The sequence below is a fragment of the Endozoicomonas sp. ALD068 genome, assembly GCF_049310145.1.
In the GTDB taxonomy this organism is placed as follows: domain Bacteria; phylum Pseudomonadota; class Gammaproteobacteria; order Pseudomonadales; family Endozoicomonadaceae; genus Endozoicomonas_A.
The window spans coordinates 115,586-139,788 of record NZ_JBLYNU010000004.1 but is presented as its reverse complement, the minus strand read 5'-3'; the positions used below and the strand labels follow the sequence as shown (position 1 = coordinate 139,788).

Below are 24,203 nucleotides of genomic sequence, written 5' to 3'. Positions count from 1 at the left end.
CATGAGCAACGATCAGGTTATTATTTTCGACACCACCCTGAGAGACGGTGAACAGAGTCCCGGCGCTGCTATGACCGGGGATGAGAAGGTCCGGATTGCCAAATCTCTGGAAATACTCAAGGTGGACGTCATTGAGGCAGGCTTCGCCATTGCCAGCCCAGGCGATTTTGAAGCGGTCAAAAGCATCGCTGAAACCATTAAAGACAGCACTGTCTGCAGTCTTTCCAGGGCATTGCCCAAAGATATTGAAGCAGCAGCACAAGCTGTGCAACCAGCTGCTCAAGGTCGTATTCATACCTTTATTGCAACCTCTGCGCTGCACATGAAACACAAACTTTGTATGACGCCTGAGCAGGTGCTGGAACAGGCAGTGGCTTCGGTTAAGCTGGCCCGCAACCTCATTGACGATGTTGAGTTCTCTCTGGAAGACGCTGGACGATCTGACATCGACTTTATGTGCCGTATCATTGAAGCCGTTATCGATGCCGGTGCCCGCACCATTAACATTCCGGACACGGTTGGCTACGCCCTGCCTCACCAATTCGGCAACGTGATTGCCCAGCTGATTGAGCGTGTTCCCAATTCAGACAAAGCCATCTTCTCGGTTCATTGCCACAACGACCTTGGGCTCGCAGTAGCCAACTCCCTGTCAGCCGTGGTTAACGGTGCTCGTCAGATTGAATGCACCATCAACGGCCTTGGAGAGAGGGCGGGTAATGCCTCTCTTGAAGAAATCGTTATGGCTATACGTACCCGCCAGGACGAACTCAAGGTCGAAACGGGCATCAACACTCAGCATATCGTTCCTACGTCCCGTCTGGTCTCCGGTATCACCGGCTTCCCGGTTCAGCCCAACAAGGCCATTGTCGGTGCTAATGCTTTTGCTCACGAATCCGGTATTCACCAGGATGGCATTCTGAAAAACCGCGAAACCTACGAAATCATGAAGGCTGAAGACGTTGGCTGGAACACTAACCGTCTGACCCTCGGTAAATTATCCGGCCGCAGCGCCTTTCAGTCCCGGATGGAAGAGCTGGGTATTACTTTTGCTGATCGTAACGAACTGACCGAAGCCTTTAACCGCTTCAAGGTGCTGGCTGACAAGAAATCTGAAATTTTCGATGACGACTTGCAGGCACTGGTCAGTGATGTTCGCTCCGCTAATGAAGAAGAGAAATACCGTCTGCTTGAGCTGGAAGCGGGCTCCAGTACCGGTAAAACACCAGAAGCACGTCTGGTTATTGCAGTAGACTCTGATGAGATTGAAGTACGCAGTGCAGGAGACGGTCCTGTTGATGCGGTCTTCAAGGCCATAGAAAGTATTGCTAATTCCGGTGCCCGTCTGGCATTGTATAATGTTAGCGCGATTACCAGCGGTACTGATTCACAGGGCGACGTCAGCGTACGTCTGGAGAAGCAGGGTCGCATTGTCAATGGCTCCGGAGCAGACACCGATATTGTGGTCGCTTCTGCCAAAGCCTACATCAATGCTTTGAACCTGCTGAATGCTGACCATCCAAAAACCAACCCACAGACAGGGAACCTCTAACAGTCATGCAAGGCAGGATCAGCGAGCAAACTCGGCAGCACTACCTCGATGCCATGGGTATCCAGACCTGGTTTCCCAGCCAAATCCTGCCTAATGCATTGCCCCCCAGGGCGTTTGACTTTCCAGAGGAAGAGCCGGTAGAAGCGTATAAGCCCGGACAATTAACTGTTTCTTCCCACCCATCTTCAGCTCCACTTTCTGAAGTTGCCACAGGTGCTTCTTCAGCAAAAGATTTGCTGGGCATATCCAGTCGTGTTGAAACGAAACAGGATCCGGAGCCAGCAACCTCTGTAGAACAGAACATTATTTCTGAACCCCGGCCAATAGAAATCAGCAAGTTCAGGCTGGTCACTCTGGCCGCCAACGAACACTGTCTGGTAGTCGCCGAAATGCCTCACTCCGGACTGAATCAATTTTCACGCTTTCACCTTCGATTACTCAGCGATATTCTTCGCGCTATTCAACTGCCTGCAGGGTCTGAAACTCTGCCTTTCAGTGAGTTCGTCTGGCCACTGGGCAATGCTGGCCTGATGGAGCACCTGAGCCAGGACGACTCCGCTGCTGCCGACGCAGTTTGCGCCTACCTCAGTAACCAGTTTGGCCTGGCCAGACGAAAAGTAGTTCTGCTCTTCGGTCAGGCAGCAGCCCGTTTTGTGATAGATCCAAGCCGACAGTTCAACGACCTGAGAGGTTTGCAGACGGGCCTTCACTCCAATCAATACTTCATTGTCACTCACGGTCTTAATGAGTTGATGAAACTTCCAGCCCTGAAGTCAGAAGTCTGGCAGGATATTTCACCGATAATCAGGGAGCTGACCCCTTCATAACCGCCTCATGAGCAGAAAATCGATTACGCTTAGCAGCCTGTGCTGATGCCAGACGCCCGATATTCCTCAGTTATCACGATAAAGAAAACTTATATGCTGTCATTCAGAACAATGACTCACCAGGATCTTCCGGAACTGGCGGCTATCGAGCAGGAAGCCGGACCTCATCCATGGAATCAAAAGCACTACATGAACAGTATCGACTCGGGTTATCTCTGCATGGTAGCCGAACACCAGAGTAGAATTGTTGCCCAGGGAGTCGTCATGCTGGCTGCAAGAGAAGCCAGCCTGCTGATTCTGACCGTCTCTCGCAGTGAGCAGGGCAGAGGCTATGGCACTGCCATGCTGAATCAACTCATCGATGCTTCAGCCAAATTGGCAGAAACCCTGTTTCTTGAAGTGCGCGAATCCAACAAAAAAGCCTTCAACCTCTATCTTAAATCTGGTTTCAGTGAAATTGGCCGCCGTAAAAACTACTACCCGGCAAACAAAGACCATAAGGCCGAGGATGCTATTGTTATGGCTCTGGATCTCAGCGTCAGGGAGTGACCGGACAGTCATCCAGCCAAACGCCAGTGACAGGATGTCTGCCACATCTGCCAAGTAGCCACTCGAAGTAGACTTTTAGCTCTTTTGGTTTCTTTTTCTTCTGTTCGTTCACTGTGATGGGCAACGTCAATGCCTCAGTGTATGAATAAGGATCAAGGCCCCCGTTCAACATAGTTCTCAGACGCCCTCTTTCCGGGGATGCAGGAGTCTTGCCACGGGCAAAATACCACTTTTGAGACGGACTTCCTCCGGGAAAGCAGGGTAATAGTGAAAAGCTTCCCGGCAGCCAGGTCAGGCAATATCGGTAACCTGCAGCACGATTAAAGATTCGCTTGGTTAACAAGTCATGGCGCCAAACCTGGCTGTTCTGGCTATCGCAAGTACCCAGTTCAATGGATGTCGATGAATAGCAGCTACTCATGTCAGGAGATTCGGACAAACAGCTTTCTGCGGCGCTAACACCAAGGCAAAGCCTCAGGTTCTGATTCACCAGCAGGATATCTTCTGTCAAACGCTCAGAGACCCAGAAAGCTCTCTCAGGCCGCTCTTCCCAGCTCAAAACAGGTGGGACTTTTTCTTCCTCAGGTTGCGCTTCTTCCGGCGGCATTATCTCTTCAGGTGGAAGGGGCTTTTCAGGTTTCGTTTCTTGCCCAGACACCTCTTTCTCTTCACCGGATTCGGGCCCCTGGTCATTTAGAGGTTCCCGCTCAAACTCACAGACGGTCTGTCCGGTATGCAGATTCTGATAGCAGCGCCGCTCTCCCATGTCCGTCTCAAGATACCGATATAATAAAGGTGCAGGATCCTCACTCTTATCAAGCAGCGCGATATATCCGTTCTCCTGTTGTCGATCAGTTGCGTTCGACAATCTGCCTTGCTCATCAAATAGCCAGATCTGGGCGCTGGTCGATTCTATACAGGGCAACATTGCCAGAGTGTCTATCATTCTGGATAGACAGATACTGGCAGCAAAGCCCTGATAATGGATCGTTTTTCTCTGGAAATCATAATACCATTTCTGGAATGGGCTATTGTCGTCGCAGGGTTTGATCACTGCCCGGTTTCCGGGATAACAGAGCCTTTTCTGCTCAGGGTTCTGATGCACACAGGTAGTAGACTCATCCCCTTCAACATCCAGCCCCAGGCAATAGGAAGCGCCCTCTTTCTGGAGGAAGAATTGATTGGCAAAATGTGCAACCGGTCGATGATCGTCTGAGACATCTGCCCCGGACAGGAGCGGAAAAAAAACGAAGAAAACAGATAAAAGAGTAAAAGCTCCGAAGAACAAAAATCCCCATAATGAAACAGGAACAACTACCAGTCCATTTTTGTAGTTCCACTTACCTGCCATCTCTGTCGCCACTCTATTTATTAATTATTTTGACATTAGCTGATTACCCTTCTTTGTCAAAATGCTAACTGCCGGTCAGAGCCACAAAACAGCCGCTTTTGCAGCCCGATAAAAAAGTGTAGTAACCCTCTGAGCTTCGGGATTTTCCTACTTTTCTTACCATTACAATGCCACCTCAGCCCGGTATCCCTTAAAACAGTTTTTGAATAGCGCACAATCCCCACTACACAGAAGGAAATCGGCAGGTATAATTGCGCGCCTGTCACCGTCAGTAGAAAGGTCATCCAGCGTTGATTATCTTCACCGTCACTAATAAAGTAACAAAACAAATTTTTGTAGGCTCCACTCGCAATGACCTTGAAAGCCAGTGGGAAAAAATGGTGGCAGCTGCACACCAGGATATGGACTACCCGCTTTACAGAGAAATCCGCATCCACGGCGAAGACGCATTTACCGTGGAGGAGTGGGATAGGGCCGAGTCCCGTGAGGAACTGGCTGAGCTCGAGCAGGACGCGATCGATTTCTTTGGTGCCCATAGCCTCAGAGGCTATAAGACCAGCACGGTAAAAATCCTGCCCAAAAAGAAGCGGCGCCAGCGCAAGTCCAACATTGAAAAAGAGCTGGCCTCCATTTTTGCAGAAATCAATGAAGGTGATTCCAATACACCTCCAAGCCTTGCCATGAAATCCGGCAATGCTGGCAATAAAGCGAATGATGACTCTGCTCAACAGTCAGAAGCCGGTTCGACTGCGCCTGCTCAGGCCGCTCAACACTCAGCTGCTGAGCCTGTGTCTGCGCCAGCTGTACCCAGCCCGACTCCAGACTCAACCGGGATCAAGGTTGTCCAGTCCGAAAAAGAAAAGCCAAAGCCTGAACCAACCCAGTCTGCGGGCTCCAGGGCCAATGCGATGGTTCAGTTGAGCAGCATTGAAATGAGCGATGACATCACAGCCCAGCTGGCTGCGATTACTGCCGCTGCCGACGCCTGCCTGGCCGGTGACAGCGACGCCCTGAGTCAACTGGATGTTCAGTCTGGACCTGCAGTTGAAGAAAGCTCTCAACCGCCAGAAACCACTGAGCCAGAGCCAGCAGCCATTGTTGAAACAGAGGTCGTTGCTGCTGACCCCATCTGCCCGAAAGAGCTTCGCATACGTGAGGCTATTGAACGCCACAGAAAACAACGCGCACAACGCAGTGCTGAAAGTCAGGAGAACGAAAGAAGAAAAATGGCCGAAACCCTGGCAAAACTCAATGCCAGAATTCAGGAAATGCAAACAGGGAAGCTGGCAGCAGTAGCCTGATCGCTACCAGAGTCGACTCTATTGGGGTCGACTCGGTTGTCATTTTTGAAACGGCAGCAGAGAATTCAATACGGTTTCTGCAAACTCGCCCGTAAAAATACCTGAAACACTTCAAAATATAGTGACAAGACTGGTCAAATTTGCGCCATATCGAATATCCGATATTCAGGGCAGGCACTATCAATTTAACCACAACTTCTGTGGATAACCCTGTTAATTGCTCACATCATCCTGAACTAACCCCGTCAGTCACGGGCCTTCCAGCAAAGTGGGCATTATTTGCTCACAAAAAATCCAGACTACCAGATATGGGGGTATAAAAGAAAACGAGCACAAGACAGCACTTTACCCACAAAGATCAACCTAAGAAATCTCCACCATAAACCGTGATTTATCGAAAAAATAACGATACCACTCCCATATTCTAACCGACCGTAAAAATCGTTATCATCGGGGGTTTTTACTCCCGAGTGAAACCTCAGCATGTTAGAACGGCTATTCAAACTGAAAGAACATCACACCGATGTTAAGACAGAAGTGCTGGCAGGCATTACTACATTCCTGACCATGGCTTACATTATTTTTGTAAACCCAAGCATGCTGGCCACCACCGGTATGGATCAGGGGGCCGTTTTTGTTGCTACCTGTCTGGCTGCTGCTATCGGCTGTATGATCATGGGCTTTTATGCTAATTACCCTATTGCTCTTGCTCCTGGTATGGGTCTCAATGCCTTCTTCGCCTTCACCGTTGTAGGTCAAATGGGTTATAGCTGGCAGGTAGCACTGGGGGCGGTTTTTCTTTCAGGTGTCTGCTTTTTCGCATTGAGTGTCTTCAAGATTCGTGAGTGGATTATCAACAGCATTCCTCTCTCTTTGCGAGGTGGTATTGCTGCGGGTATTGGGCTCTTCCTGGGCTTTATTGCTCTGCAGAATGCCGGCATTATCGTTGGCGACCCGGCCACACTGGTAACACTGGGAGATATGAATTCCTGGAGCGCCATTATGGCATCCATTGGCTTCGCCCTGATTGTGGCTCTTTACTACCGCAATGTCACCGGCTCAGTCATGATTGGCATTCTGGCCATTACCGTCATCAGCCTTGTAGTCGGCAAAGTAGAGATGAATGGTGTGTTTTCCATGCCTCCCAGCGTCGCCCCGACATTTCTGCAACTGGATATTGCCGGAGCATTGGAAGTCGGCATGATCAGCATTATTTTCTCTTTCCTGTTTGTTGACCTCTTTGATACCTCAGGCACATTGGTTGCCGTAGCGCAAAAAGGCGACCTGCTGGACAAAGATGGTAAATTCCCTCGCCTGGGCAGAGCTCTGATGGCAGATTCCATGGCCAGTATGGCAGGGGCTGGACTGGGTACTTCAACCACTACCAGTTATGTTGAAAGTACCGCCGGGATTTCAGTGGGTGGTCGCACAGGCCTGACCGCTGTGGTTGTTGGCATACTGTTCCTGGGATGCCTGTTCCTGTCGCCACTGGCAGCCGTAGTGCCTGCCTACGCAACCGCCCCTGCTCTGATCTTCATAGCCGTTTTGATGACTCACAGTATGTTCCAGATTGACTGGGACGATCTGACAGAAGCTGCTCCAGTGGTTATTGCAGCTGTTTCCATGCCTCTGAGTTACTCGATCACAACCGGTATTGCCTTTGGTTTTATCTCCTATACCGCCATCAAACTCCTGAGTGGTCGTGCAAAAGACCTTAATAGTGCACTGATTGTTCTATCTCTGCTGTTCACCGTTAAGCTGGTGATATTCAATTAATGAACTGAAAACCAGTTTTCATCTCTTCGAAAGCGGCCCATAATATGGGCCGTTTTTATTTATCGAAGAGCATCATGTCATTAGCCGTAGTAGAGCCTGAAAAGTACGAAGCCCAGCTGAGCGAGAAGGTAAGCCTTACCCGAGAAGAATTTAAGACTTTTGATGTTCCTGAACTGGAAGTTTTCAGATCCCGGCCTCAGCATTACAGAATGCGGGCAGAGTTTCGCATCTGGCATGAGCAAGAACGCAGCTACTACCGAATGTTTGACCCTGAGACCAGACAGCCTTTCAACGTCGACCAGTTTCCTGCAGGCACAAAGCGTATCAATGAATTAATGATGCCGCTGATGAGAGACATCGAGCAGCAGGAGGTCCTGCGAAAAAGGCTTTTCCAGCTGGAATTTCTGACAACCCAGACCGGTGAGGCTCTGATCAGTATGCTTTACCACAAACCGCTGAATGATGAGTGGAGGGCTTCGGCGGAGAAATTACAGTTTTCTCACAATATTCGCATCATCGGTCGTGCCAGAAAGCAGAAAATAGTCCTGGATCGGGATTACGTTGTCGAAACCCTTAATGTGTTGGGTAAAAACTACCAATACACTCAGGTCGAGAATAGTTTCACTCAACCCAACGCCGGAGTTAATGAGCATATGCTTGGCTGGGCCAGTGATGTCTGTAGTGGTCTGAAAGGGGATCTGCTCGAGCTTTATTGCGGAAACGGCAATTTCACTTGTGTCCTGGCCAATCACTTTGACAAAGTTTTGGCAACAGAGATATCCAAAACATCAGTGAACTCTGCTCATGACAACTTTGAGCTTAATGCCATCGAGAATGTTCAGATAGCCCGTTTATCCAGCGAAGAGTTCACTCAGGCAATGAATCGTGAGAGATTGTTCAGACGCTTGCAAGACATTGATCTGGACAGCTATGACGTATCCACCATCCTGGTAGATCCTCCCAGGGCTGGCCTTGATGAAGGCACTGAAGCCCTGGTTCAAAAGTTCGACAATATTGTCTACATTTCTTGTAACCCTGACACACTGAAGAAGAATCTGGAAAAGATCACCCTAACTCATAGTGTGCAACGTATAGCCCTTTTTGATCAGTTCCCTTATACCCATCATCGCGAAATGGGTGTATTCCTGATGCGAAAATAATTCCCTGAAAGGCCAAAAAGCAACCAGCTGCTGACCTTTCCTTAAACGGAATTCTGTACCAGACTGTTAGCCTCCCTGTTTCAAAAGCAGATAAAACCAGTAACGGGGATTCTAACGGAGACAGAATGAAAAACTATGCAGACTCTCTTTGTGCGCTGTTTGTTTGTTTCTTTATAAACATTTTCAGCTCCAATGCACTGGCAACAGAAAACATTGATCTTCTTTTGGTCGCTTATGATCAAGGGGAAAGTAATGCTTTTAAACAGCTTGAAAAAGCCCTGAAGAAGCGAGGTATTAACTACCGCATTTTATCGATTGGCAGGGCCGCAGAAATCTTCCGGAATCACCCGCTCAACCTTACCATTTCTGTACCTGATCCAGAGCAGCTCAGGAACAATCGGGAAACAGTCTGGCCCAAAAGCGCTCTCATTGAGTTATCGAAACGTATTAGGCCTAAGATCGTTTATTCCGGAATGGCCAGTGCTGTACAGGCCCAGATTCTCAATCATATGAAGCAAGGTGGCAGCTTCACTCTGGCTTTCTATGATAATTTTGATCCCATTACCAACAAGGAATATGTGCAGGCATTTCTGGAAACAATTCGAACGCTTGATGAATTCCATATTCCCACTTCTGCAACCGCAGTAAGCTTCAAAGATCTTGTATTTTGCCCCAATCCCCTCTACGTAGTAATTGGGCAACCGGCGCTTGAGGCTTGGGATGATATTTACCGACAAACGGATAACCGATCTGTCCGCCTTGAACTAAACATTGGTCCCAATGAGCCTGTTGCGGTATTCGCCGGGGGTTATGACGACACCTATGAAGAGTATTTCAGAATCTTTATTGAAGCCACCCGAAAGCTGCCGTCCGTGACCTTTCTGGTCACCCATCACCCTAAGACCAGTGGTGAGGTCGAGCGATGCTGGATTAAGGAAAGAGGTACCGGGAATGTTCGATTAGTGGAAAATAATCGCCATTCTACCGCTGCTCTCACAAAAATGTCTGTTGCTGTTATGGTCCATAAATCCTCTATTGGAACGATGGCACGCTATAAGGGAAAACCTGTTATTTACATTGCTGAACCAGGAACAGACAACTTTCTGATCCGCGAAAAGGCAGCCTTTCTGGCTTCTACTCCGGAAGAAGTGGTCAAAAAGTTTCAGTCTGCCATTGCCAGCGATAACCAGGTTCCCTCACTGGAGTCGCTGGGTATACCCGATCAGCCTTCATTGTCTATTGCCATCGAAATCGAGACTATTTTGGAGGATATGAGACGATCAGAGTCCGATACACTTTAACCAGCAGGATGATTATGGTTAACTGTCTCTGAATTCCTTATTTTACGGAGACTTCCGAATGCAGGGCAGGCCGACCCGCCTAAAGGTTGTTACTGGCTTGTTTGCTGGAGCTGTGATAGGACTCATTTCCCTGATCGCTATCGCCAACTGGCTGGTCAATACCAAAACCAGCTCGCGGCTTTATAACAATGTAGAAAGCATTCCATACAATAAAGTCGGTGTTCTGCTCGGCACCAGTAAGTACTCTCGTGAAGGCGGGTTTAACAACCATTATGCTCTCAGGCTCAAGACTGCCTATCTTCTCTACACCCGGGACAAGATCGATTATATTTTGATCAGCGGCGACAATGGAACACCTTATTATGATGAGCCGAGCACCATCCGAAAGGACCTTTTGAAAATGGGCATTCCTGCCGAAAGGATCTACAGGGATTATGCAGGTTTTCGAACCCTGGACTCCATTATCAGGGCAAAGTTTGTCTTCGGGCTTGATACGTTCACCATAATTTCCCAGACCTATCACAATAAACGGGCACTCTATATCGCCCAGAATAAAGAAATTAATGCTATTGCTTTTAACGCTGGTGACGGGGCCGATAGTGACCTGAGCAATAAGGCCAGAGAGATCCTTGCAAGAGTTCTGGCCGTCCTGGAAGTTCACTGGTTAAACACTGGCCCCAAGTACCTGGGCCCAACGATCGATATTGGTAATACACCTCCGACATAGAACCAGACCTGAAATGCGACTGATTATCAACAAAAAAAACAACAAAAAAAAGACAGGCATACATTTTTTGGCTTTCTGCCTGCTTCTACCCAGCACTCTCGCTCTGGCCGATCAAAACAGGATCACTATTTCAACAGGGATGTATCCGACAGATTACCCTCCTCTTTCATGGAAAGATGGAAGAAAAGGCATTGTGCAGAAAACCCTTGAAGCCATCAGCGAGCGGAGCGACTTTGACTTCACGGAAGAGTACTACCCTTTCAACCGTATCATTTACAAGGTAGGCAATGGCAGCCTGGATCTGCAAGCCTGGAGCTCCCCCCAGTGGCGAGAAGGCGTTTCCGGGAAAGTTTACTTTACCGAACCTTTTGCAGAGCACTGTGAAATCATTGTGCAGTTACAAGGCAGTAAACTGGAAGTAAACCAACCTGGCGACCTTCAGGGAAAGCGACTTGGGGTGGTGCAGAACTATACCTTTAAGACTTTTGAACCTTACTTCCAATCCGGAGAAGTGATTCGCCACAACTCCAGGGATGAAGTGCACGCTCTGAAGCTTCTGGAGAAAGGCCGAAATGATGCAGCACTGATGGACGAAATGGTAGCACGCCACCTCATTAAAACCCGGTTCGCGGGTTTGTTTGTGACAGGGAAAACATTCGACTGTGTTCCTGTGACATTCATGTTCAGTAAGTCTGCTGAAAAGCACGGAATAAAGATCAACAGGATTCTTCAAAAGTTAAATTCAGAAGGTGTCATAGATCAGATAATAAAAATGTATCGATAAAGGATAACGACGTCCTAAAATTCCTTAGAGATTGGACAAGTAATCGTCTAAATCACTAAATTGCCTGATCGTTTTATTAATTTGTAACATGCTCAGAAGCTCGTCCGTCTTAGCATTTACACCTACCAAGGTAAGCTTTCTTTTTTCAATTTTTAAACGCTTATAAAGAAAGACCAATACACCAATACCAGAAGAATCAAACTTTTCAACAGAACTCATGTCTATAATCAAATCACCTGAGCAATCTTTGATCAGGTGATCGAGTTGAGATCTTAAACCATTAACGGTTTCAGCATTAAATTGACCTTTCAGTGAGATGACATCATATGACTGAGCGTGCGAGATTGAGTAATCCATTACTTCCTACTCCTTAACTTTACTCCTGACTTTCAACAGCGAAGAACCAGACATTTTTTACAAGTTCTATTCTCATAATAGACAAGCCGTAGCCTAAAAGATGAACACATCTATATCCTTTGGCAATAACAAAACAAGCTCAAAATAACACTTCCCAATCAAAATACTCTTTTGCCAACTTGCCATCGTTTTTTTAAAGAAAAAACAAATAAAAAACCTTCCGACAATTATTTTACCTGATAAAAAGCTAATTAAAATTGTGTTTAAGGATTACAATTTTGTATTAGTAAACTGCTCTCAACTTCCTATAGTTAATTTCACAAGGAAATAAAAAACTCTTAAGCCAACATTTGTTTGCTCACTAGTTGCTTTCCTCTTTTTTTAATACATAGCCAACCTCGTTGAAGTCTGTCGTTGAAAACGTTCTATGGATGGCGTCAAAAAAGTCAAAGAATATGGAAACCAGCACAAGCATTGATGCTAAGCAACGCTTATCTGCCAAATTGCTAAAAGCTGTTCTAATGGCAGCCTGTGTGCTGGGTATTTCGATCAGCTGTGTTCAGATTTTCTTTGATGCCCGCCAGTCCAGCAAAAGCATTGACTCGGAAGCCTGGCAAATGCTGTCTATGATCAGGGAACCCTCCATTCAGGCCGCCCACAGAATGGAACCCACAATGGGCGAAGAGATTCTTTTCGGGTTAATGGAGCATCAGGCAGTTCACATCGCGGCGATCAAAATACCCAATGAACCTGAACTTGCTGTTATAAAGCGTGACCTTTCCAAATCAGGGTATCGCTATTTTTCAGACTATCTATTTGAACCTGTTCGAATTTATCGTATTCCTCTGTACAAAAAAGAACCCGTTCATGAACATTACGGCGAGCTCTTTTTGGCCATTGATACGGCTCACCATGGCCAGGAGTTCATTCAGCGCTCAGTGATAGTAATGGTCAGCGGTATTTTCAGAGCTATTGCAATGGCATTCTTGCTCTACCTGATCTATTCATTGATTCTTACTAAACCTCTGAACCGTTTGATCAGAAACCTGTCTCAGATTAACCCGGACGCTCCCGGCTCTCATAGACTGCGCATCCCAAATGGCCATCAGAACAATGAGCTGGGTCTTTGGGTTAGAACAGCCAATCAGCTATTGGAATCAATAGAACGAAACCTGAACCTGAGACAGAAAGCTGAGGCTCAGATCATGAGACTGTCTCAGTATGACTATTTAACCCGCCTGCCAAACAGAAGAACCTTGCAGAAGCACTTGCAGAGCATGATCAATAAACCCGGGAGCTCTGATAACAATATTGCCATTCTCTGTCTCGGCCTTGATGATTTCAAATCACTAAATGCCCATTTCAATTTCAATGCGGCAGAGCATGCACTGGTCAAAATTGCAGATCGTCTGAGAAACCATATTGGTAATAGAGGCTTCATCGGTAAGCTTGGAGAGGATCAGTTTGCAATCATTCTTTCTAAAATCGCCCAACCGTATACAGCAGCTGAAACGGCTCAGGCACTTCTGAAACAGCTGGCAACCCCCATTACAGTGAATGATGAAAAGATAACCATTAACGGAACTGTTGGTATCACGTTATTTCCTGACGATGGTCAGCAAGTGGATAATCTCTTGCAGCAGGCTGAATTCGCCATGATTATGGCCAAGTCCAGAAATCAGAACCGCTACCAATTTTATATTGCCTCCGTTGATACCGAGATCCGGCAGCGCAAGAAACTTGAAAGGGATCTTCATGAAGCTCTGAAGCATCATGAACTCAGTCTGGTGTATCAACCACAGATTGATTTCAAAACTTCCCGGATGGTGGGTGCAGAGGCTTTACTTCGTTGGAAACATCCTGAGAAGGGACTTATTTCACCGGAAATGTTTATCCCTATGGCAGAAGATAATCTGGAAATTATTCCTATAGGTGACTGGGTGCTTGAATCGGCATGCCAACAGCTCCATGAATGGCATAAAACAGAGTTCCATGATCTGAGAATCGCCGTGAACCTTTCTGCCATTCAGCTAAGAGACAAAAATATCGTTGATCGCATCAAATACCTGTTAAAAAAATATCAGATTCCCCCCCAGTTGCTGGAAATTGAAGTGACTGAGACCTCCATAATGGAAGATATTGAGCTTTCCTCTGAACAGCTCAATAACATCAAGGCAACGGGCATTACCCTTGCAATGGATGATTTCGGCACAGGCTACTCCTCATTAAGTTACCTGAAACAGTTTCCATTCGATAAATTGAAAATAGATAAATCCTTTGTCGAAGGGCTACCAGGAAATAAGGAAAACACCGTTATCGTTGAAGCCATTATTCAACTGGGTCGCAGCTTTGGCATTAAAGTCATCGCCGAAGGTGTTGAAAACAAAGAGCAGGAAACACACCTTATCAAGTCAGGTTGCACAGAAGGCCAGGGGTACTTTTACAGCAAACCCCTTGCGGATCAGGAATTTGCTGAATTTTTAAGAAACTGGAAAAACAAATCTGCTAGCTCCAGGAAAAGGACATTCCCCAATGAACCCGACGTCGACAAGTACTGAAGAAACCACTCGTGCCATTGAGCGCTACCTGACCGACAACCCTGGCGATGAGTCACTGAATGCACTTGGCATGACGGCAGATGGGCGGATTGTCCGGTTGGCCGAGCATGATGAATGCCAACGGCTGGAACTGCATCAGATGCTTGAACAACAGCTCGGAACGCTAATGCCCCCGGAGTTAGATCAGTCGATAAGGGAGCGGATGATTGAGAACGCACTAAAAACTGGCGTTCAGACCCTGGGTGAATATAAGAAGAAGATTCGTCGGGACCGGCAAATCCGAAATAGGTTAGAGACTTTGAAGGCTGATTATGCCGCTCAATTTGCCATCATGCACAAACGGACCGAAACGAAAGTGGGCCGAAAGGGAGAGACCGAAACCGGTGGTTGCGGGTCAATCTATGGTATAGCAGATTGGGATTATCACTTCAGTAATGAGTTTACCCGGACGCATTGGAAATTCATGAGCAATTTCAAACGTGGAACTAATGTCGCCAGAGATTTTTTCATGAGTAACGTGATTACGTACCAGCTTGAATGGACTTTTCTGGACAAACGCTGGCTTCTGGAACTGCCAACAGCCATTGAACGCTGCAAAATTGTCAATAATGTGACTCTCGATGTTTTGCGCCATCATCATCAGGATTACAGCACCGAAAGCTTTCGCAAAGACTTTCTGGAAACCACCCATAATGGCAAGAGCACTGTAAGAGTCGCGCAGGACCTGGGACTTAAAATTGGTGGCCTGACCGTGACTTACTGTGACAAGCCCGTCAAAGCAGTCAATCTCGATGCACTATTTAATGCCCGAAGAGAAAAGACCTTTTCTGTGATTGTGCACGTTTATCCGGCCCCCTCGATTTACGATGTATGAAATGAAAGCCGAAGCTAAAAGGGAGTCGAACCGTGAAAGGAGTCACCTATGTTCACCCGCTTACCACTCTCGGTAAAAGAGCAATGGATTTGGCCTTAGCAGTGATCGGCATTATTTTTACACTGCCTCTTTACCCCTTCATTGCTTTAATGATCAAACTGGACAGTCCTGGTCCGGTTTTTTATCGTCAGATGCGTATTGGCTATCAGAGCAAAAACTATGTCTGTCTCTTTCTGATGAACCGGTTCAGAACCATGAGCGTCGATAAAGAAGCCCAAAGTGATCCTGTCCGGACGACGAAGAATGAACTCCGAGTCACCAAGGCAGGTCTTTTTCTTCGCAGGACCCGTCTGGATAAATTACCTCAACTCTGGAATGTTCTCATGGGCGATATGTCCATCGTCGGTCCCAGACCTGAGCGCCTTGGAATCTGTCATAAGCTGGAAGACAACATCCCCTTTTATACCGAAAGAACCTATGATGTTATCCCCGGAATGACCGGACTGGCTCAGGTAAACCTGAGTTGTGACGAAACCCTCTATGATCTGAGAAACAGAGTCGCTTATGACCATGCCTATGCACTGTCTTTGAGCAACCCTGCTGACTGGCTAAAGATGGACGTTAGCATCCTGTTCAAGACGTTTTGGGTTATGGCTACGGGCAAGCGGTAACAACCATCAAACTAATGACCTCAATAATTCAGATGGTTCTCTTCCAGTATGTCCAATGCTCTGCGCATTCCTTCCCGGCTATGAACCCCAGGCCGGAAAGGGTCGGCCAAGGGCCTCTGAAGCAGTGAACACCCTATCCCTTCCGGTGCTTCACGCTCCTCAGGCCACAAGAGAACGTCAGGATAAACCCCTTTGTTTAAGAAAGGTGGCTGATGTCTCCACCTTTACACGACTTTATACGACTTTCTTCAGTAATGAGCCTTTGTCGATAAATCGATCCGGAATCAGTTCAGGTAACCTTTTTGTAAGATAGGCTTCCAGTTTGGTCTTGCCGGTTTTATCCAGCTCAATGCCCAGCTTGCTTCGACGCCAGATGATATCTTCAACCTGGTAAGCCCACTCATGCTCAATCAGATAATCAACCTCAGCGGCATAGAGACCGGCACCGAAATACTCTCCCAAATCGTCCAATGAACGACTCTCTCCCATCAAACGACGACTCAGGCTTCCATAAGTTCTACTGAAGCGGGAAGCGATCTCTGGAGGCAGCCAGGGGTAAGCATTGCAAAGCTCTTCGGTACAGTCCTGAACACTCTTGAACCCTTCACTGCCCGGCAGCTGACAGGCTTTGGTCCAGCTTTCACCCATAACAGGGAAATAAGGCTTAAGTTTGCCAATAGCCGCTTCAGCCAGCTTACGATAGGTCGTGAGTTTACCGCCAAAGATAGAAAGCAACGGCGCCTTGCCGTCCTGATCTTCCAGCTCCATGGTGTAGTCACGGGTAATCGCCTGGGGAGAGTCTGATTCATCTTCACAGAGTGGCCGCACTCCAGAGTAATCCCAAACAACGTCATTCAGTGAGATCTGTTGTTTAAAGTGTTTGTTCACGATATCACAAAGATAACGTTTTTCATCTTCAGAGCAGCATACATCAGCAGGATCACCCTTATACTCAACGTCGGTGGTACCCACCAATGAATATTGGTCCAGATAAGGAATGACGAAAACAATCCGGTTATCTTCGTTCTGCAAAATATAAGCACGTGGCTCTTCGTGAATACGAGGAACAATGATATGACTGCCTTTGATCAAACGAATTTTACGCGGGGATCTTTGCTTCAGCCCCTCATCAAAGAAAGATTGAACCCAAGGGCCGGCCGCATTCAGCAGGGCACGACTTCGAACAATAGACTCTTCTCCAGTGATCTCGTCACGAAGAGTAATATGCCAGACGCCATCTTTTCGTTCCGCATGCAATGCCTGAGTGCGAGTTCGAACTTCCCCACCTTTTCTCTGAAGCTCCATAGCATTCAGAACGACCAGACGGGCATCATCTACCCAGGCATCAGAATATTCGAAGCCTTTTCTGAAGTCTTCCCTGAGTGCAGAATCCTTGCCAAACCTGAGAGACTTTGATCCCTTCAGAGAAAACCGGGCACTGAGGTTGTCATAGAGAAAGAGCCCGGCACGAATCATCCAGGCGGGTCTCAGATGCGGTCTGTGAGGCAGACAAAAGCGCATGGGAGAAGCAATGTGAGGAGCCATTTTAAGCAGAACTTCTCTCTCTGCCAGCGCTTCCCTGACCAGTCGGAACTCATAATGCTCCAGATATCTGAGACCACCATGAATCAGCTTGCTGCTGGCTGATGAGGTGGCACCGGCCAGATCGGACTTCTCGCACAGACCTACTTTCAGGCCCCTGCCTGCTGCATCTACGGCAATGCCTACACCATTGATACCACCACCAATCACGTAGATGTCAAAGAGATCCCCTGTCTGCACCTGTTTCATTTCACTCACACCCAAAACGAATATTTACGAATACTTATAAACTATAGTGAACTTAATAGTACAAAAAAAACCAATACATTTACCAATTCGGACAAATACGAATATACAGGTGACTCATAACGGGGCAACAACACAAATAGGAAGGGTGCAGGAAGACCTTAGATCAGGCTCCTGCACCAAGAATGCGAGGGGTTATCAGGAACAGGCGCATTTGGCTGATGTTTTGCTTCTTATCGGCACGGAACAAGCGACCAAGAACAGGTATATCGCCAAGTACCGGAACTTTAGTCGTCTTCTGATCCTGACTTTCTTTATAGAAGCCACCAATCAGCAAACTTTCATTTTCGTTTACGATTGCTTGTGTACTAATCGAGCTGTTACTGACCCTGGGCAGGGAAAGGTTCTGGTCGTTGGAATCTCCTCCATCCTGAATATTCACACTCATATGGATCCGACGACCCATCTCCTCTTTGACAATTCTGGGGGTAACCTGAACAACGGTTCCCGAAGTAACGGGGAACAGTTCTGCATCTTCCTGGCTGGCCACCTGAACATAAAAGGTACTGCTGTTATCGAAGACTGCCTCCAGATTGTCCAGTGTAAGAATGGAAGGTTTGGAAACAACTTTGGCTCGACCTTCATCCTCCAATAGACTGAGTCGAGCATTAAAACTGCCAATGTTCATACCCAGAACAGTCGTAAATGAAGAGAAGTCATCAGCATAGGCAGAAGAACCCGGATCAAAAGTAATTTCAGAATTCGTTCCACGGGTATTGTTCCAGTCAACACCCAGCGCTTCTATGTCGGCTGTATTAACATCAATAATGGAGACGCTGACCTCGACCTGGGAAGAAGGTTTGTCCAGAGATTCAATAAGGCCTTCATACATGACCATCTTGGACTCCAGATCATGGACAATAATGGCATTCAGCCTCGGATCTGCACTAATGTAAGCCCCTTCTATATAGGCACCGGCATTCAATGCTTCTTCGGGCTGCCGGGACTGCTGTTTATTCTGTGCACCATTGCGAACAACACCCTTTGCGGGCTGCATTGCAAGTGGTTCAACAGGCTTACGTTCAACGCTGGCAACCCCTCCTCCACTGACGATGTTTCTTAACAGGCTAGCTACTCCGGGAACAACAATCTGCTGACCTCTGAAATTGAAACTTTTATCGGTAGCCCAAGCGTACTTGAGTCTGAACATACGCACTGTCAGTTTACTCTTCTGCCGTTCCCCCTCTTTATCATCGAGTAACTCAGCCGTTTGCCCCACTATTTCAATGTATCTTGGTGGTCCGGATACATAGATCAGGCCATCTTTTGGCTGTTCTTTCCAGAAAAAGCGACCATCCCAGACACCCACTTTTTTAAGTGTTTTCTTGAAGTCCCGGGTACTCATGTATTCTAGGCTGATGATCTTTTGCTCAGCTGAACTGCCACTGTAAATGTAGAGTGAGTGGCCATCAAAATACCAGATAAACCCGTAAATATTAGCCATGTGATCCAAAAAATCGACGGGCGTCAGTGGACCAATCTTGCCGTTCACTTCTCCTATAACATCTTCAGAGATAACGATTGGAACATAGTAACTGGCAGCAAAGTTCTGTAATGCCTCAAGCAGATCTTCACCACTGCCATAGAAGGAATAAGGACGGTCTCCAAAGACAGCCAGGGCTGGAGAGTCTGAATCTTTTACGTCCTCCTCCAATTCTTCCAATAATGCCTTGCTGGCCGCCTCAATACTTTTCATCTGTTTGACCGCAGACTCAGAACTATCTTGTTCCCTGGATGATGCTTCAACTTCCAGAGGAATATCAAAGCCAACCCTGACTTCGGGCTGTGGAGCCTTTCGCACATAGTTGTAGTCGATATTTTCGATACCTGTCGTTTGTTTCTGACCACCCATCCACTGCTGCAACCTGAAATATTCCTCTTCATCAGGTCTGGATCTTGACGGAGGAAACGCAGTTGCATCCAGAGCCTGAACCGGAGGCTCTGCTGGCCGGGTTGTCAGAAACCCGGGCTCAACATATTCGGTAGAATTATCTGGAAGGTATATGGTTTGTCCCACCATCAGATTTGAAGGGTTGCTAATATTGTTCAACTCAGCCAGCTCATGGAGCTCAAAACCATAATTCTGAGCAATGATGAAGAGCGATTCACCAGGGCGCACAATATGCCTTCGAGTAGTGTCAGATTGGGAAACGGAAGACCAGACCGCCGCCTGAGAATTGGACGACAACAAGCCAGCAAAAAGTATTTGGCTTAACAAAGCCAGAGCAGGCAACAAAATCAGCCAGAGCTTTAGATTTTTTGAGCCCATTTGAAGAGTGCCTCCATGCCCATCCTCTAAACAACCCAGTAATAAAGGTATTAACGGCTAAATAAACTTTTTACAATTAATATTTTATTTTTTTATAACTATTTTGAATACACAACAGAATAAGACCAGTGTATCCAAGATTACCCATCAATTCTAATCATTTACACAGTTTTAGAGCCAGTGCTACGGTTTACTGTCATCCAGCCGATGCTAAAACGAAGATAATCAATTCATCTAAATAGAGGCTGTGCATTATGGACGTGTCTTTTAAAAACGGTCTTTCGGGGATTTCATTCATCAATAATGATTTCATTGATAAAGATTTTCCGAAAAACAAGTCTTCTTTTAAACCCTCCGGCAAGGGTATTTCAGCCGAGCTCTGGAAAGCCCTTGAACTGGGTCGTAACTACCAGAATCGTGAAAAAAAATACGCGCTCGGCCTGACTGAAAAGACTCCTTCACTCTCCCCTGATGAACATCACATGATGACGGATATGGCCATGAGCCTTCTAAGTAAACACGCTGAAGAATGGCCCGAAGCAAAAGCAGCTCTGGCCGTATTAAAAGAGTCAAAAGAATTGCAGGAATACCTGACCATGACACGAAACGTTCTGGTCGCAGGCTAATAGCAACAATAGGGAGGAGAAACCATGAATAGGCCATTAAGACAGTGGTTACTGGCTCAGGCCTCTTATTATATGGAGTATCTACAGCCACGAAAGTCGATCGCTTTGTTGGAAGCCGTTAGACGATTTGAGCCCAAAAATCCCGATGTTTATCGAATGCTCAGCTACGCCTACCTGCAAACGGATCGACCTGAAGATTCCATCAAGGCCGCCGATACTTTTCTGCAGTACGCGAAGCCTGGAATGGATACCCGGGCTATTAAATGGATCAAGGGGCGAGCACTGCTCAAAAAGAGAAAGAAAGCTGCTGTAAAATAATCTCTTGCTTGACCAGACTGCTCTCTCCTGCAAACAGACTGGTCATAAAGCATGAATCCTGTCGTCGCAGGGCTTAATAAACTGGGCCAAAGAAATGACCTGATGCTGGCAGTCATGCTGGTAGCCATCGTCAGTCTCATCATTTTGCCCATGCCCACCGTTCTGGTGGACTTTCTTATTGCCCTTAACATGGGGCTCTCTTTCATCCTGATGATGACGTCTATCTATCTGTTATCTCCGCTGGAATTCTCTTCGTTTCCAGCAGTGCTTCTGGTAACGACTCTTTTCAGGCTGGCACTGTCCATCACCACTACCCGACTGATACTTCTCCAGGCTGATGCCGGTGAAATCGTCTATACCTTCGGTAATTTTGTGGTCGGCGGCAACTTGATTGTCGGTATCGTAATCTTCCTGATCATCACGATTGTGCAGTTCCTTGTCATCACCAAGGGCTCTGAGAGGGTTGCAGAAGTCAGTGCCCGCTTCTCACTGGACGGTATGCCCGGTAAACAGATGAGTATCGACGCCGACCTTCGTGCCGGCTCCATCGAGATGGAAGAAGCACAAAAACGTCGGGAACTGGTGCAGAAAGAAAGTCAGATGTACGGCTCCATGGATGGTGCCATGAAGTTCGTTAAAGGTGATGCCATCGCGGGTCTGATCATTATCTTTGTGAACATCACAGCTGGTGTTGCCATTGGTACCATGATGAACGATATGACGGCAGGTGAGGCATTGCAGCTTTATGCCATACTGACTGTGGGCGATGGTCTGATTTCACAGATACCAGCTCTGCTGATCTCCATCACCTCCGGTATTATCGTCACCAGGGTCTCCAACGAAGACTCCAAAGATCTGGGTAATGAAATTGGTGGACAGCTGCTCGATAAACCCAAAGCGCTTCTGGTTGGGGGCGTTCTGCTTCTTGGCTTTGCCCTGATTCCCGGTTTTCCCACATTCATATTTCTAATGCTGGCTCTGATAATTGGTGGTGGTGGCTATTACCTGTTGAGGAAGGCCTCCCGCGAGATGGCTCAGGAAGCCGAAGGCGGAATTCCAGCCATGGCCGCTGCGACTGAAACAGCCGGAGATGCCAAGTCCAGACTGGATCAACAGGAAGAGTTTACACAAACCCTGCCACTGATTATTGATGTACCGACTTCCATTCAGGAAACATTGAACACCCAGATGCTTAACGATGAGCTTCTGAAAGTTCGAAAAGCTCTATACATGGATCTCGGGGTTCCCTTCCCTGGTATCCATCTTCGCTTTAATGACTCGATGATGGACAACACCTATTCCATCATGCTTCAGGAAGTTCCTGTGGCGAACGGCCATTTCAGACCGGGTTATGTCTTCGTGCGCGAAACCATCGACCATCTGGAAATGCTGAAAATACCTTATGAGCAGGAAGAAGATTTCCTACCCAGCCTTGATACGCTGTGGGCAGAAGAAAGCCAGAAAGAGAAGTTGGAAAAAAATAATGTTAATTACATGGATGCCCCTAAAATCCTGACATTTCATCTGGCACATGTATTGAAAAAATACGCAGAAGAGTTCATTGGCATTCAGGAAACCCGATATTTGCTGGAAAAAATGGAATCTTCATTTGGCGAGCTGATAAAGGAAGTCCAGCGTCTTCTACCAGTCAATAAAATCACTGAAATATTCCAGCGACTGGTCTCAGAAGACATCTCGATCAGAAACCTGAGGTCCATACTCCAGGCACTGGTCGTCTGGGGCCATAAAGAAAAAGAAGTGGTTCAGCTAACTGAATACGTCCGCTCATCATTGAAACGATACATCAGTTACAAGTATTCGAATGGTAAAAACATGCTGCCCGTATATCTTCTTGATCAAGATGTAGAAGATACCATTCGTGGTGGCATCCGACAGACGTCGGCAGGCAGTTACCTGGCCCTTGATCCGTCCCAGTCTGCTCGCTTTGTCGAGAATGTAAAAAACACAGTGGGTAAAATTGGACACCTTGAACATAAGCCTGTCCTGATCACATCCATGGATATTCGCAGATACGTCAGGAAACTTCTGGAACTGGAAGTTTATGATCTGGCCGTATTGTCCCACCAGGAGCTTACTGAAGAGATCACAGTACAACCTTTGGGTCGTATATCACTTTGATCAATGCTGATAACTCAGACAGCCTATTCTCTTTAGTAGAAAGGCTGTCTGCTTAGAAAAGAAAGTCAGGGAATGAAGACAGATCTTCTTTTAAAGGACGTTAGCTGGAGGATTATTGAAGATCAGAGCGAACCAGACCGTAAACGTATTGATCAAAGTAATCTTCACCTTTGAAAATATGTTTTCGGAGGACACCTTCGAGTTGGAAGCCGCACTTTTCGAGTACTTTCCCAGACCCCTTATTGTAATCAACAACATCGGCATAAATGCGAACCAGACCCATTTCGTCCATAGCATACTGGGTAACCCGGCTGAGAGCTTGAGTCATTACCCCTTTACCCCAGTGAGACTCAGATAACCAGTAGCCGATTTCAGCCGTAAAGCGATGAACATCCAGTTGGGTTACAAAGCCGATCTCACCGATGGCCTCCCCCTGATGATCAATCACAAAACGGGAATCAGCTTCATTTTCCTTCACATGCTGAATCCATGCCCTGGCGTGCTCTATCGTATAGGGGTGAGGAAAACTGTCCCTGAGATTCTTGGCCACATTCCAGTTGTTGCCATGACGTGAAAGTGATGGTGCATCACCATAAAGAAAGCTTCTAACACAATATCCGTTACCCAGATCAAAGCGCATATCCATAGCCTGACATGATCAATTTATCAGGTATTCAATCGGCAAAATACTGTGTGACTGAAGAGAGGCATAAGGTCTGTTACTGCCTTTTTTTCATTTTATCCAACATAGCATCAACAACAGCTCTTGCTTCATCCTGCGCATCGGGCATAGTGTCAGGGTTAAGGTCGGGAGCTACACGCCATTCAATGACGCGTTTGGCAAGTTTTCGAGCCAGAACGCCAACGATATCATCAAGGTACTTTTCATCCAGCATGGGCAAGTCCATAAACCGAAGGTGTACTAAAAGCTGCTCCGATTTGCCTTCTTCTTTCATGTGGATAGCAAAATCGCCTGCGTCTGATGTGCTCTGACTGATGGTCAATGTGAAATGTTGGCCACTCATAACATTCTCCAAACATAACTAATCCAGTTGTCGGCGAAGCTATGGCGGGCTTTAAGGTATGCCCCCCCTGTTCTTACACAGATTGGAAATAAAAATCCTTGATCCATAGAACAACCTCCATTTCGCTCTCAGGTAAACTTTCAGCCCACTTAGCTACAATGAAGAATGTTTGTGGGCGATATAAGCAAGGATA

Annotated in this window: 21 protein-coding genes; 15 read left to right on the top strand and 6 right to left on the bottom strand. The window is 47.0% G+C overall.

Annotated features, from left to right (window positions below; all coding sequences use genetic code 11):
- Position 1: 1 nt before the first annotated feature.
- The 3 genes from ACO6V5_RS00625 (at position 2) to rimI (ending at position 2,925) form a co-directional block, all read left to right on the top strand.
- Positions 2 to 1,549 carry a 2-isopropylmalate synthase gene (locus ACO6V5_RS00625; protein ID WP_422138685.1) on the top strand — a complete coding sequence of 516 codons (1,548 nt, stop codon included), beginning with the start codon at positions 2 to 4 and terminating at the stop codon, positions 1,547 to 1,549.
- Between the two features lie 5 nt (positions 1,550 to 1,554).
- Positions 1,555 to 2,376 (top strand): hypothetical protein, encoded by an 822-nt coding sequence (locus ACO6V5_RS00620; protein WP_422134844.1) that lies wholly within the window; start codon positions 1,555 to 1,557, stop codon positions 2,374 to 2,376.
- A 93-nt stretch (positions 2,377 to 2,469) separates the two neighbouring features.
- The gene (rimI, locus tag ACO6V5_RS00615; protein WP_422410763.1) at positions 2,470 to 2,925 is read left to right on the top strand and encodes a ribosomal protein S18-alanine N-acetyltransferase; all 456 of its coding nucleotides are present in this window, start codon (positions 2,470 to 2,472) and stop codon (positions 2,923 to 2,925) included.
- Here the strand turns inward: rimI and ACO6V5_RS00610 are convergent.
- Positions 2,915 to 4,276 (bottom strand): RICIN domain-containing protein, encoded by a 1,362-nt coding sequence (locus tag ACO6V5_RS00610; protein ID WP_422134846.1) that lies wholly within the window; start codon positions 4,274 to 4,276, stop codon positions 2,915 to 2,917. The two genes, rimI and ACO6V5_RS00610, sit on opposite strands and share 11 nt — an antisense overlap.
- A gap of 290 nt (positions 4,277 to 4,566) precedes the next feature.
- Here ACO6V5_RS00610 and ACO6V5_RS00605 point away from each other — a divergent pair, with 290 nt between their 5' ends.
- The 6 genes from ACO6V5_RS00605 (at position 4,567) to ACO6V5_RS00580 (ending at position 11,325) form a co-directional block, all read left to right on the top strand.
- Positions 4,567 to 5,577 carry a hypothetical protein gene (locus ACO6V5_RS00605; protein ID WP_422410761.1) on the top strand — a complete coding sequence of 337 codons (1,011 nt, stop codon included), beginning with the start codon at positions 4,567 to 4,569 and terminating at the stop codon, positions 5,575 to 5,577.
- A gap of 483 nt (positions 5,578 to 6,060) precedes the next feature.
- Positions 6,061 to 7,353 (top strand): NCS2 family permease, encoded by a 1,293-nt coding sequence (locus ACO6V5_RS00600; RefSeq protein WP_422134848.1) that lies wholly within the window; start codon positions 6,061 to 6,063, stop codon positions 7,351 to 7,353.
- Between the two features lie 74 nt (positions 7,354 to 7,427).
- Positions 7,428 to 8,513: a tRNA (uridine(54)-C5)-methyltransferase TrmA gene (gene trmA, locus ACO6V5_RS00595; protein WP_422134849.1), complete on the top strand. Its 1,086-nt coding sequence runs from the start codon at positions 7,428 to 7,430 to the stop codon at positions 8,511 to 8,513.
- A gap of 125 nt (positions 8,514 to 8,638) precedes the next feature.
- Positions 8,639 to 9,814, top strand: coding sequence for a hypothetical protein (locus ACO6V5_RS00590; RefSeq protein WP_422134850.1), 1,176 nt, complete (start codon positions 8,639 to 8,641; stop codon positions 9,812 to 9,814).
- A gap of 58 nt (positions 9,815 to 9,872) precedes the next feature.
- A complete protein-coding gene (locus ACO6V5_RS00585; RefSeq protein WP_422134851.1) occupies positions 9,873 to 10,541 on the top strand; it encodes a SanA/YdcF family protein in 669 nt (222 codons plus the stop codon).
- Between the two features lie 13 nt (positions 10,542 to 10,554).
- A complete protein-coding gene (locus ACO6V5_RS00580; protein ID WP_422410758.1) occupies positions 10,555 to 11,325 on the top strand; it encodes a substrate-binding periplasmic protein in 771 nt (256 codons plus the stop codon).
- Between the two features lie 24 nt (positions 11,326 to 11,349).
- Here the strand turns inward: ACO6V5_RS00580 and ACO6V5_RS00575 are convergent, their stop codons facing one another.
- Positions 11,350 to 11,682, bottom strand: coding sequence for an STAS domain-containing protein (locus tag ACO6V5_RS00575; protein WP_422134853.1), 333 nt, complete (start codon positions 11,680 to 11,682; stop codon positions 11,350 to 11,352).
- 455 nt (positions 11,683 to 12,137) lie between these two features.
- Between ACO6V5_RS00575 and ACO6V5_RS00570 the strand changes: the two genes are divergently transcribed.
- Genes ACO6V5_RS00570 through ACO6V5_RS00560 form a run of 3 tightly spaced genes read left to right on the top strand, consistent with a single transcriptional unit; the run spans position 12,138 to position 15,785 of the window.
- On the top strand, positions 12,138 to 14,240 hold the full coding sequence (locus ACO6V5_RS00570) for a putative bifunctional diguanylate cyclase/phosphodiesterase (protein ID WP_422410755.1): 2,103 nt from the start codon (positions 12,138 to 12,140) through the stop codon (positions 14,238 to 14,240).
- The gene (locus ACO6V5_RS00565) at positions 14,215 to 15,114 is read left to right on the top strand and encodes a hypothetical protein (RefSeq protein WP_422410753.1); all 900 of its coding nucleotides are present in this window, start codon (positions 14,215 to 14,217) and stop codon (positions 15,112 to 15,114) included. The genes ACO6V5_RS00570 and ACO6V5_RS00565 overlap by 26 nt, the downstream gene beginning before the upstream one ends.
- A gap of 32 nt (positions 15,115 to 15,146) precedes the next feature.
- Positions 15,147 to 15,785: a sugar transferase gene (locus ACO6V5_RS00560; protein WP_422410751.1), complete on the top strand. Its 639-nt coding sequence runs from the start codon at positions 15,147 to 15,149 to the stop codon at positions 15,783 to 15,785.
- 234 nt (positions 15,786 to 16,019) lie between these two features.
- Here the strand turns inward: ACO6V5_RS00560 and glpD are convergent, their stop codons facing one another.
- Together glpD and sctC are read right to left on the bottom strand one after the other, a co-directional pair.
- A complete protein-coding gene (glpD, locus tag ACO6V5_RS00555; protein WP_422410749.1) occupies positions 16,020 to 17,576 on the bottom strand; it encodes a glycerol-3-phosphate dehydrogenase in 1,557 nt (518 codons plus the stop codon).
- Between the two features lie 163 nt (positions 17,577 to 17,739).
- Positions 17,740 to 19,902, bottom strand: a complete 2,163-nt coding sequence (sctC, locus tag ACO6V5_RS00550; protein WP_422134859.1) for a type III secretion system outer membrane ring subunit SctC — start codon at positions 19,900 to 19,902, stop codon at positions 17,740 to 17,742.
- Positions 19,903 to 20,156: 254 nt separating this feature from the next.
- Between sctC and ACO6V5_RS00545 the strand changes: the two genes are divergently transcribed.
- From ACO6V5_RS00545 to sctV, 3 genes are read left to right on the top strand one after another with little or no spacing between them, the layout of a single operon-like run.
- Positions 20,157 to 20,528: a hypothetical protein gene (locus ACO6V5_RS00545; RefSeq protein ID WP_422134860.1), complete on the top strand. Its 372-nt coding sequence runs from the start codon at positions 20,157 to 20,159 to the stop codon at positions 20,526 to 20,528.
- 24 nt (positions 20,529 to 20,552) lie between these two features.
- Positions 20,553 to 20,846 (top strand): hypothetical protein, encoded by a 294-nt coding sequence (locus ACO6V5_RS00540; RefSeq protein ID WP_317145497.1) that lies wholly within the window; start codon positions 20,553 to 20,555, stop codon positions 20,844 to 20,846.
- 51 nt (positions 20,847 to 20,897) lie between these two features.
- Positions 20,898 to 22,985, top strand: a complete 2,088-nt coding sequence (gene sctV, locus ACO6V5_RS00535) for a type III secretion system export apparatus subunit SctV (protein ID WP_422134861.1) — start codon at positions 20,898 to 20,900, stop codon at positions 22,983 to 22,985.
- Positions 22,986 to 23,097: 112 nt separating this feature from the next.
- Here the strand turns inward: sctV and ACO6V5_RS00530 are convergent, their stop codons facing one another.
- Together ACO6V5_RS00530 and ACO6V5_RS00525 are read right to left on the bottom strand one after the other, a co-directional pair.
- Complete coding sequence (locus tag ACO6V5_RS00530; protein WP_422134862.1) at positions 23,098 to 23,631, bottom strand: GNAT family N-acetyltransferase; 534 nt, start codon at positions 23,629 to 23,631, stop codon at positions 23,098 to 23,100.
- Positions 23,632 to 23,704: 73 nt separating this feature from the next.
- Positions 23,705 to 24,010: a hypothetical protein gene (locus ACO6V5_RS00525; protein ID WP_317145494.1), complete on the bottom strand. Its 306-nt coding sequence runs from the start codon at positions 24,008 to 24,010 to the stop codon at positions 23,705 to 23,707.
- Positions 24,011 to 24,203: the final 193 nt, after the last annotated feature.